This window comes from Burkholderia sp. MSh2 (genome assembly GCF_000731655.1).
Lineage (GTDB): Bacteria > Pseudomonadota > Gammaproteobacteria > Burkholderiales > Burkholderiaceae > Burkholderia > Burkholderia paludis.
The window spans coordinates 66269-75021 of sequence record NZ_JPGM01000049.1; the positions used below are offsets into that span (position 1 = coordinate 66269).

Consider the following 8753-nt stretch of genomic DNA (forward strand, 5'->3'; position numbering starts at 1 on the left):
ACACGGGCGGCTCCCGGCCGCCCGACGGATGGCTCCGCCAATCCGGCAACCGGCGCACCTGCGCCGGTTTTTTTTCGTCCCGCCCACAATTTCACGATGCGGAAAATTTTTTTGCGTCGTAAAAAATCGTGCTGCACGGCACAACCCATACGATTGCGGGATGGGAAAATTCATTTCTTATCTTGAAATAAAAACTACAAGTCACTGATTTAAAACAACTAAAAAATCAGCAACTTCCCGCCGTCGCCCCTGTTTCGCTCCCGCCGATTTGCCTAGACTCTTATACAAGACTTCACGAAACGCGAGGCACTGCTTCCGGCTTCGAGAATCGCCTCACCACCATCAGATTCAACCCATCAGGCAACGCACCGCATCCAGGAGCTCATCATGTCGCGTCAGCAACAGGCACAGGAACTGCAACAGCAGTGGGAAACCGATCCGCGCTGGAAGGGCATCAAGCGCAGCTACTCGGCTGAAGATGTGGTGCGCCTGCGTGGCTCGATCCCGATCGAGCACACGCTGGCCCGGCGCGGCGCGGAAAAGCTGTGGCGCCTCATCAACGAAGAGCCGTTCGTCAACGCGCTCGGCGCACTGACCGGCAACCAGGCGATGCAGCAGGTGAAGGCCGGCCTGAAAGCCATCTACCTGTCCGGCTGGCAGGTGGCCGGCGACGCGAACGTCGCCGGCGAAATGTACCCGGACCAGTCGCTGTACCCGGCAAACTCGGTGCCGCTCGTCGTGAAGCGCATCAACAATACGCTGACGCGCGCCGACCAGATCCAGTGGTCGGAAGGCAAGAATCCGGGCGACGACGGCTACGTCGATTTCTTCGCCCCGATCGTCGCCGATGCGGAAGCCGGATTCGGCGGCGTGCTGAACGCGTTCGAACTGATGAAGGCCATGATCGAGGCCGGCGCGTCGGGCGTCCACTTCGAAGACCAGCTCGCGTCGGTGAAGAAGTGCGGCCACATGGGCGGCAAGGTGCTCGTGCCGACGCGCGAAGCCGTCGCGAAACTGTCGGCGGCGCGCCTCGCGGCCGACGTGATGGGCGCGCCGACCGTGCTGGTCGCACGCACCGACGCGGAGGCCGCCGACCTGATCACGTCCGACGTCGACGGCAACGACCAGCCGTTCCTGACCGGCGAGCGCACGGTGGAGGGCTTCTTCCGCACGAAGCCGGGCCTCGAGCAGGCGATCTCGCGCGGCCTCGCGTACGCGCCTTACGCCGACCTCGTCTGGTGCGAAACGGGCAAGCCGGATCTCGAGTATGCGAAGAAGTTCGCGGAGGCGATCCACAAGCAGTTCCCGGGCAAGCTGCTGTCGTACAACTGCTCGCCGTCGTTCAACTGGAAGAAGAACCTCGACGACGCGACGATCGCGAAATTCCAGAGGGAGCTCGGCGCGATGGGCTACAAGTTCCAGTTCATCACGCTCGCCGGCTTCCATGCGCTGAACTACTCGATGTTCAACCTCGCGCACGGCTATGCCCGCACGCAGATGAGCGCGTTCGTCGAGCTGCAGCAAGCCGAGTTCGCGGCGGCCGACAAGGGCTTCACGGCCGTCAAGCACCAGCGGGAAGTCGGCACCGGCTATTTCGACACGGTGACGCAGACGATCGAGCGCGAAGCGTCGACCACCGCGCTGCACGGCTCGACCGAGGACGAACAGTTCTTCGACGGCAAGAAGGTCGCGTAACGCGCACCCGGCGCCATGCCGATGCCCTGCCCCGTCCTGCGACAGCAAGGCATCGGCGACCGAATGAAAATCAGGGAGGAGACGGCAGGCGCACGATACCGATCGTGCGACCCGCCGCGCGGCCCGCGGGCCGCCAGCAACGACGCGCGCCGGCTCCATCCGGCGCGCCCTTTTTTTGCGCCGGCGGCCGCGCCGCGTTATCGATAGACGATCACCGGAATTTTCGTATGGGTCAGCACACGCTGCGTCTCGCTGCCGATCAGCAAGCTGCCGAGCCCGCGGCGCCCGTGGGACGCCATGAAGATCACGTCGCAGCCGCCGCGTTCGGCCGCCTCGATAATGCCGAGATACGGCGACGGATGCACGCTCGTCCAGGTGTCGCAGTCGACGCCGGCAGCCTTCGCCGCCGATTCGACCTCGTCGAGATGCGCGCGCGCCTCGCGCTCGCTTCGCGCCCGGAAATCGGCGGGCGGCTCGATGATCACCTCGGAAAACGGCGAGTACGGATACTGCGGCAGGCACGCGTACGCCGTGACGCGCGCACCAACCGCCCGAGCCAGATCGATCGCACCGTCGATCGCCTTTTGCGACAGTTCGGAACCGTCGGTTGGAACGAGGATGTGCCGGAACATCGCGCCCTCCTTCGTCAGACGCACGCCGCGCGCCGCAATCCCGTCCGGGCCGGCCGCGACGCATCGGTCATGTCTCCTACGATTGTAGTGTGCGAAACCGCGCAACCGGCGCCGGCAGCGGGTTCGCCCTCATATCGGAAACGCGCGGGCACGCGCGGCCTACTCGCCCCAATATCCGGGCCGCTCGTAGGTGTGTTTCAGGTAGTCGAGAAACAGGCGCACGCGCAGCGGCAGATGCCTGCGTTGCGGAAACACCGCGTGGATGCCGATCGGCGGGGCGGCGAACGTGTCGAGCACGCTGACGAGCCGGCCGGCCGCGATGTCGTCGCCGACTTCCCACCACGAACGCCACGCGAGGCCGTGGCCGGCCAGGCACCACTCGTGCAGCACGGCGCCGTCCGAGCATTCCATCGTGCCGTTCACCCGGATCGACACGACTCCGTCGTCGTCCTGGAACGTCCAGCCGCGCTGCTGGTTTGCGTTCGCCGCCAGCGCGAGACAGTTGTGCCGCGCCAGCTCCGCGAGCGTGGCCGGCGTGCCGCGCCGTGCCAGATACGCGGGGGAAGCGACGCACACGCGGCGATTCTCGCCGAGCCTCAGCGACACCAGCGACGAGTCGGGCAGCTCGCCCAGCCGCACCGCGCAATCGAACCCCTCGTTGACGAGGTCGACCATGCGGTCGGACAGGTCGAGCGTGACCGATACGTCGGGATGCCCGACGCTGAATTCGGGCACAAGCGGCGCGACGTGCCGCCGGCCGAAGCCCGCCGGCGCGGAAATGCGCAGGTGGCCGCTCGCCTTGACGCCGCCGGCGGACACGCTCGCCTCCGCATTCTGCATGTCGTTGATGATCCGCTGACAATCCTCGAGGAACGCCGACCCCTCGAACGTCAGCGTGAGCTTGCGCGTCGTGCGCACCAGCAGCTTGACGCCAAGCCGCTCCTCGAGTGCATCGAGGCGGCGGCCGATGATCGCCGGCGCGACGCCCTCCGCGTGCGCGGCCGCCGACAGGCTGCCCTTCGCCGCGACGGCGGCGAACGTTTCGATCTGCTTGAACCGGTCCATGACTCGCCAGGACGGCGTGGCCGCCCTTCGGATAGCTTAAACCGGTCAAGATTAGGTATATGAAAGTAAAAGATCAAGTGATGATTAGCCTCTTTTTTAGTCTCCACGAGCACGAATAGAATCGACCCGACCTCTGAAACTGGAGCGCAAGGCTATGTCGGCCACAACGACACTCTCCTCTCCCGACGCTATCCTCTTCGACGCATTCGGCACGTTGTTCGACGTGCATGCGGTCGTGGCCGCGGCCGAGCAGATGTTTCCCGGTCACGGGGAACGGTTGTCGCAGCTGTGGCGACGCAAGCAGATCGAATACTCGCAACTGCGCACGCTCGCCGATCCGGCCGGCGCCCGCTATCGCCCGTTCCGGGACATCACGCTCGACGCGCTGCGGTTCGCCGCGCGCGCGCTCGGCCTCGCGCTGAACAGCGCGGCCGAGAAGCGGCTGATGGACGAATATGCGTGCCTGTCCACCTATCCCGACACGGTACCCGCGCTGCGCAAGCTGCGCGCGCTCGAACCCAGGCCGCCGCTCGCGATCCTGTCGAACGGCAACCCGCAGATGCTCGACATCGCGATCAAGAGCGCCGGCATGTCCGGGCTGTTCGATCGCGTGCTGTCGGCCGACGCCGTGCGTGCGTACAAGCCGAGCCCGGCCGCCTACGCGCTCGGCACCGCCGCGTTCGGTCCGAACCCGCGCGGCATCGTGTTCGTGTCGTCGAACGCGTGGGACGTCGCCGGCGCCGCCTGGTTCGGCTACACGACGTTCTGGCTCAACCGCACGGGCGCGCCCGCCGAGGAACTCGGCGCGCCGCCCGACGGCACCGGCACCGGCATGGCCGACCTGCTCGCCTTTCTCGCCACCCCGGCTCCGTCCGGCAGACCCGCGAACCGCACGCGCCCCGGCCCGGGTGCATGACGCTCGCAACTGCCGCCTTCCCCCTTCACCGAAACCGCAACTGACCGACCAAGGAGATGAGACTCATGAGCACCCCGATCACGCTGCCGCAAGGCATGACGATCACCGGCGACATCAAGCCGGGTTACGACGCAATCCTGACGCCCGAAGCGCTCGAGCTCGTCGCGGCGCTGCACCGCACGTTCGAACCGCGCCGCAAGGCGTTGCTGCAGGCGCGCGTCGAACGCACGAAACGCCTCGACGCGGGCGAGCGCCCCGATTTCCTGGCCGACACGCAGGCGATCCGCGAAGGCGACTGGAAGGTCGCGCCGCTGCCGGCCGACCTGCAATGCCGCCGCGTCGAGATCACGGGCCCCGTCGAGCGCAAGATGATCATCAACGCGCTGAACTCGGGCGCCGATTCGTACATGACGGACTTCGAGGATTCGAACGCGCCGAGCTGGACGAACCAGATCGACGGCCAGATCAACCTGAAAGACGCGGTACGCCGCACGATCTCGCTCGAGCAGAACGGCAAGTCCTACCGTCTGAACGACAAGGTCGCGACGCTGATCGTGCGCCCGCGCGGCTGGCACCTCGACGAAAAGCACGTGACGGTCGACGGTCAGCGCGTGTCCGGCGGCATCTTCGATTTTGCGCTGTTCCTGTTCCACAACGCGAAGGAACTGCTCGCGCGCGGCTCGGGCCCGTACTTCTACCTGCCGAAGATGGAGAGCCATCTCGAGGCGCGCCTGTGGAACGACATCTTCGTCGCCGCGCAGGAAGCGGTCGGTGTGCCGCGCGGCACGATCCGCGCGACGGTGCTGATCGAGACGATCCTCGCCGCGTTCGAGATGGACGAGATCCTCCATGAACTGCGCGAGCACAGCTCGGGCCTGAACGCCGGCCGCTGGGACTACATCTTCTCGGCGATCAAGAAGTTCAAGAACGATCGCGATTTCTGCCTCGCCGACCGTTCGAAGATCACGATGACGGTGCCGTTCATGCGCGCGTACGCGCTGTTGCTGCTGAAGACCTGCCACAAGCGCAACGCGCCGGCGATCGGCGGGATGAGCGCGCTGATTCCGATCAAGAACGATCCGGAAGCGAACGACAAGGCGATGGGCGGCGTGCGCTCCGACAAGCAGCGCGACGCGACCGACGGCTACGACGGCGGCTGGGTTGCGCACCCGGGCCTCGTGCCGATCGCGATGGAAGAGTTCGTCAAGGTACTCGGCGACCGGCCGAACCAGATCGCGAAGCAGCGCGACGACGTGCAGATCGAAGGCAGCAACCTGCTCGACTTCCAGCCGGAAGCGCCGATCACCGAAGCCGGCCTGCGCAACAACATCAACGTCGGCATTCACTACCTCGGTGCGTGGCTCGACGGCAACGGCTGCGTGCCGATCCACAACCTGATGGAAGATGCGGCCACGGCCGAGATTTCCCGCTCGCAGGTGTGGCAGTGGATCCGCTCGCCGAAGGGCGTGCTCGACGACGGCCGCAAGGTCACGGCCGAACTCGTGCGTGAATACACGAAGGCCGAACTCGACAACGTGAAGCAGTCGGTCGGCGGCAACACGCAGCCTTACGAGCGCGCCGCGGCCATCTTCGAGCAGATGTCGACGTCGGAAGGCTTTACCGAGTTCCTGACGCTGCCGCTGTACGAGGAAATCTGACGACGCCGCGCGCTGCGAGCGGGGCCGGCCACACGCCGGAGCCGGTCGCATGCGCGGACGGCATCAAAAAAGCGCCCCTCGGGGCGCTTTTTCGTTGTCGACGGAATCGGCCCGCGCGACCGGTCAGACGGCTTCGCGCTCGCGCCGGTGCTGGACCCAGTCGCCCGACCCGATGCGCGGGCGCCCGGCTACCGCGTGCGCGGCGACCGGGTAATACAGGCATGCGTATTGCCGGCCGCCGAGTTCGACGGTCACGTCTTCGGGCTTGAACAGCGAGTCGACACCCGGATAGACGCGCTCGATCTCGTCGAGCACGGGAACGAGCCGGTCGTCGACCTCGTAGACATCGCCCCAGACCAGCGACGTGCCGGCCGGCGCGGCGATCATCCCCGGATACGTGCCGAAGTCGTAGAGTTCGCCCGACAGCGCCGCGGCGCCCAGCAACGTCGGCGCGGCAATCCCGTACCTTGCGGCCGCGCGACCGATGTCGTTGGCCTCGCCGTTTCTCAAGGTGCCGTAGACGAATACGTAACGCATCGTGATTCTCCTCTTTGATTCGCATGTTGCCGTGTTCGCACGCTTCGTGCGAAACCGCTCAAGCACGGATAGACCACGGCAACGGCCCGTTGGTTCGAACGCGCAAGCGCGCGCAGCCCCGCCGGTCGCCCGGATTCGCCGGGCCGCATGCAAAGTTCATTTGAACGCGGCATGATCGCCGGACAAACCGCCGCATGCGCTTGCGCGGCGCCTTCTACAATAACGGCATCGCTGCTGCGCTGCCCGTGTATCGCCCATGAATCCGCCCGTCCAAGCCGACGTATCGAACCCGTACGTCATCGACATCCCGCCCGAATTCGCGCCGACCGCCATCCATCCGATGCGCGTGCGCGCACGGCGGGTCGACGCCGGGCACCGCATCCCGCTGCACACGCATGCGTGGGCGCAACTCGCGTACGCATCGCGCGGCGTGCTGCGCGTCGCGACGACCGGCACGACATGGATGGTGCCGCCGTCCCGCGCGATCTGGGTACCGCCGCGCGTCACGCACGAAGTCGTGATCGTCGAGGAAGCGTATTTGCGCACACTGTACATCGACGAGTCGATCGTGCCGGGCGGGCTCGACGCATGCCGCGTCGTCGAAGTGACCGGGCTCCTGCGCGAACTGATCGTCGCGCTCGACGCCCGTGACCTGAATACCGCGCGCGAGCGCCTGCTGTGCGAACTGGTGCTCGACGAACTGAGTCACGCCGAACCGCTGCCGCTCGCGGTGCCGATGCCCGACGAAAAGCGGCTGCGCATGCTGTGCGAATCGGTACTCGCCCATCCGGCGCATGCGGAGTCGCTCGAACATTGGGCAAGCGAGGTCGGCGCGAGCACCCGCACGATTTCACGGCTCTTCAAGCAGGAACTGGGCGTGAGCTTTTCGCAGTGGCGCCAGCAGGCGTTGCTGGCGCGGGCAATCCCGCTGCTGAACCAGGGGCGCCCGCTGTCGCATATCGCGCGCGAACTCGGCTACCAGAGCCAGAGCGCGTTCTCGGCCATGTTCCGCCGGGCATTCGGCGAAAGCCCGCGCGCCTTCATGCTGCGCGGCTACGAGCACCGCGGCCCGGACGGCAGCCTCACAGGAGATGAGGCCGCGGACGACGACGCGATCGACGCCGTCGACTGACGGATCGACGCGCTTCGCATCGCCACGCCGTCAGACCGGCCGCACCATGTGGCGGATCGAGCCCAGTTGCGCGAGCCGCGACCCGGCTACCCGATAGCCCATGCGCAAATAGAGACGCGCGGCGGGATTGTCGACGAACACCCGCAGCTGCAATTCGTTCAGCCCGCGCGCACGCGCCCAGCGGTGCGCCATGTCGAGCATGTAGGTGCCGGCACCCTGGCCGCGATGACCGGCGGCGATCTGGACGTCGCGGATATGCAGTGAATCGCCCTCCTCGGTCACGCGCAGCACGCCGATGCGTTCGCCGTCGGCCTCGAGGATGAAATTCTCGGATTCGCGCCAGCTCGCGTAGAACAGGTCGCTGCGCCACACGAGCCCATGGCGCTTGTAGTAGCCGCCCATGTTGCCGTGCGTCAGCGCCTCGGCGAACGGAAAATCGCCCGCCTCCGCGGGCCGGAGCTGATAGAGGAGTCGCAGGTCGGTCGGATCGAGCATCGCGCAGGGGTCGAGAACGCACCCCGCCACGATAGCGCAGTCGCGTGCGGATGCAATCGCGGATTTCTCGTAGCGGGTTGCCGCCCGGGTGCGCGACGTGCCGTGCGCGCCGGAAATCGCGCAGGCGACCGCGACCACTTTGCCGTTTCGCCGATTCACCCGCCGATGGGCGCAACCGGAAACGCAAATGAAAAAGCCCGCACAAGGCGGGCTTCTTCATTTTATGGCGGAGCGGACGGGACTCGAACCCGCGACCCCCGGCGTGACAGGCCGGTATTCTAACCGACTGAACTACCGCTCCAGCTTGCTGCACCCTCCCGGCAGGCGTCGGTTGCTTCCTGCCGGCGACATTTGTACGAAACGCCGCTGAATCTGGCGTCCCCTAGGGGATTCGAACCCCTGTACTCACCGTGAAAGGGTGATGTCCTAGGCCTCTAGACGAAGGGGACTACGTACTGCCTACATCTTTAATACAAAAGCCCGCTCAAAAACGTCTTGAACGGGCTTCGTTCTGGCGGAGCGGACGGGACTCGAACCCGCGACCCCCGGCGTGACAGGCCGGTATTCTAACCGACTGAACTACCGCTCCAGCTTTCTGCACCCTCACCCGCAGGACGTCGGTT

Annotated in this window: 8 protein-coding genes and 3 tRNA genes; 4 read left to right on the top strand and 7 right to left on the bottom strand. The window is 66.1% G+C overall.

Annotated elements, in window-relative coordinates:
* Nucleotides 1-387: 387 nt before the first annotated feature.
* Entirely contained in the window at nt 388-1695 is a 1308-nt protein-coding gene (aceA, locus tag GQ57_RS27720; RefSeq protein ID WP_031399396.1) for an isocitrate lyase, read from the top strand.
* 197 nt (nt 1696-1892) lie between these two features.
* Here aceA and GQ57_RS27725 read toward each other — a convergent pair whose 3' ends face one another.
* Both GQ57_RS27725 and GQ57_RS27730 read right to left on the bottom strand, forming a co-directional pair.
* Nucleotides 1893-2327 (bottom strand): universal stress protein, encoded by a 435-nt coding sequence (locus tag GQ57_RS27725; protein ID WP_031399397.1) that lies wholly within the window; start codon nt 2325-2327, stop codon nt 1893-1895.
* Between the two features lie 159 nt (nt 2328-2486).
* Nucleotides 2487-3392 carry a LysR family transcriptional regulator gene (locus GQ57_RS27730; protein WP_031399398.1) on the bottom strand — a complete coding sequence of 302 codons (906 nt, stop codon included), beginning with the start codon at nt 3390-3392 and terminating at the stop codon, nt 2487-2489.
* Nucleotides 3393-3546: 154 nt separating this feature from the next.
* On the opposite strand from GQ57_RS27730, the gene GQ57_RS27735 reads away from it, so the two are divergent.
* Together GQ57_RS27735 and aceB are read left to right on the top strand one after the other, a co-directional pair.
* Nucleotides 3547-4308, top strand: a complete 762-nt coding sequence (locus GQ57_RS27735; RefSeq protein WP_031399399.1) for a haloacid dehalogenase type II — start codon at nt 3547-3549, stop codon at nt 4306-4308.
* Between the two features lie 65 nt (nt 4309-4373).
* The gene (aceB, locus tag GQ57_RS27740) at nt 4374-5966 is read left to right on the top strand and encodes a malate synthase A (protein ID WP_034199571.1); all 1593 of its coding nucleotides are present in this window, start codon (nt 4374-4376) and stop codon (nt 5964-5966) included.
* 123 nt (nt 5967-6089) lie between these two features.
* On the opposite strand, the gene GQ57_RS27745 is transcribed toward aceB, so the two are convergent.
* Nucleotides 6090-6503, bottom strand: a complete 414-nt coding sequence (locus GQ57_RS27745; RefSeq protein ID WP_034199568.1) for a gamma-glutamylcyclotransferase family protein — start codon at nt 6501-6503, stop codon at nt 6090-6092.
* Nucleotides 6504-6759: 256 nt separating this feature from the next.
* On the opposite strand from GQ57_RS27745, the gene GQ57_RS27750 reads away from it, so the two are divergent.
* Complete coding sequence (locus GQ57_RS27750; protein ID WP_031399402.1) at nt 6760-7635, top strand: AraC family transcriptional regulator; 876 nt, start codon at nt 6760-6762, stop codon at nt 7633-7635.
* 30 nt (nt 7636-7665) lie between these two features.
* Here GQ57_RS27750 and GQ57_RS27755 read toward each other — a convergent pair whose 3' ends face one another.
* The 4 genes from GQ57_RS27755 to GQ57_RS27770 form a co-directional block, all read right to left on the bottom strand.
* The gene (locus GQ57_RS27755; RefSeq protein WP_031399403.1) at nt 7666-8130 is read right to left on the bottom strand and encodes a GNAT family N-acetyltransferase; all 465 of its coding nucleotides are present in this window, start codon (nt 8128-8130) and stop codon (nt 7666-7668) included.
* 224 nt (nt 8131-8354) lie between these two features.
* Nucleotides 8355-8431, bottom strand: a tRNA-Asp gene (locus GQ57_RS27760).
* A 72-nt stretch (nt 8432-8503) separates the two neighbouring features.
* A tRNA-Glu gene (locus tag GQ57_RS27765) sits at nt 8504-8579 on the bottom strand.
* A 63-nt stretch (nt 8580-8642) separates the two neighbouring features.
* Nucleotides 8643-8719: transfer RNA gene (locus tag GQ57_RS27770), tRNA-Asp, on the bottom strand.
* Nucleotides 8720-8753: the final 34 nt, after the last annotated feature.

Coding starts and splice junctions, on each gene's coding strand:
- aceB (WP_034199571.1), top strand. CDS start 4,374: ATGAGCACCCCGATCACGCTGCCGCAAGGCATGACGATCACCGGCGAC.
- GQ57_RS27735 (WP_031399399.1), top strand. CDS start 3,547: ATGTCGGCCACAACGACACTCTCCTCTCCCGACGCTATCCTCTTCGAC.
- GQ57_RS27750 (WP_031399402.1), top strand. CDS start 6,760: ATGAATCCGCCCGTCCAAGCCGACGTATCGAACCCGTACGTCATCGAC.
- GQ57_RS27755 (WP_031399403.1), bottom strand. CDS start 8,130: ATGCTCGATCCGACCGACCTGCGACTCCTCTATCAGCTCCGGCCCGCG.
- aceA (WP_031399396.1), top strand. CDS start 388: ATGTCGCGTCAGCAACAGGCACAGGAACTGCAACAGCAGTGGGAAACC.
- GQ57_RS27730 (WP_031399398.1), bottom strand. CDS start 3,392: ATGGACCGGTTCAAGCAGATCGAAACGTTCGCCGCCGTCGCGGCGAAG.
- GQ57_RS27725 (WP_031399397.1), bottom strand. CDS start 2,327: ATGTTCCGGCACATCCTCGTTCCAACCGACGGTTCCGAACTGTCGCAA.
- GQ57_RS27745 (WP_034199568.1), bottom strand. CDS start 6,503: ATGCGTTACGTATTCGTCTACGGCACCTTGAGAAACGGCGAGGCCAAC.